Annotated in this window: 1 protein-coding gene; it reads left to right on the top strand. The window is 55.1% G+C overall.

The genetic code is table 11. The features are described 5' to 3' along the window. On the top strand, positions 1-750 hold a 750-nt coding region (locus GC102_RS20530), incomplete at its 5' end, for an anaerobic carbon-monoxide dehydrogenase catalytic subunit (protein WP_512698993.1). Positions 751-782 lie beyond the last annotated feature (32 nt).

A 782-nucleotide genomic window follows, 5' to 3' on the forward strand; every position in this document is an offset into this window, starting at 1 on the left:
CTGTTCGAGCAGTTCCCGGGAGCGATACTCGCGACGACAAACTGCGTTATGCCGATTAAGGGCACGTATGCGGATCGCTTCTTCTCCTATGAGGTAGCCGGGCTTGAGAACGTCACGAAAATCGTCGGCGAGAACTTCACTCCACTGATCGAGCGGGCACTCGAGCTGCCGGAGGCGAATATTGACTCCGAGCAGGTGCTGACCACCGGCTACCACCACGAAACTGTCATCGGTCTTGCGCCGGAAATCATTCAAGCGGTCAAAGACGGCCTTATCAAGCGTTTCTTCGTCATCGCCGGCTGCGATGCTCCAGGCAAGGACGGCGAGTATTACCGCGAGCTTGCGACATCGCTTCCGAATGATACAGTTATCTTGACGACGTCCTGCGGCAAGTTCCGCTTTAATGATGTGGATTACGGCACGGTTGCCGGCACCGGTATTCCACGGTACATCGATTTGGGTCAGTGCAACAACTCCGGCTCCACGGTCAAAATCGCTCTGGCGCTCTCCGACGCCTTTGGCTGCAGTGTCAACGAACTGCCAGTGAGCATCGTGCTGTCGTGGTTCGAGCAGAAGGCCGTCGCCATTCTGTTAGGCTTGTTCAGCCTCGGAATCCAAGATATCCGTATTGGCCCGAAGGCACCGGAGTTCATTAACGAAGGTGTCATGAACGTACTCGTCGAGAAATTCGGACTGAAGCTGATCGGCGATGCACAAGAGGACATGGCGGCCATGCTTTCGCTGCACTAAGCATTATAGCGTTACATAGACGAAAATCCCCC

Origin of the sequence: Paenibacillus germinis, from assembly GCF_013141785.1 — a bacterium.
GTDB lineage: Bacteria > Bacillota > Bacilli > Paenibacillales > NBRC-103111 > Paenibacillus_E > Paenibacillus_E phytorum.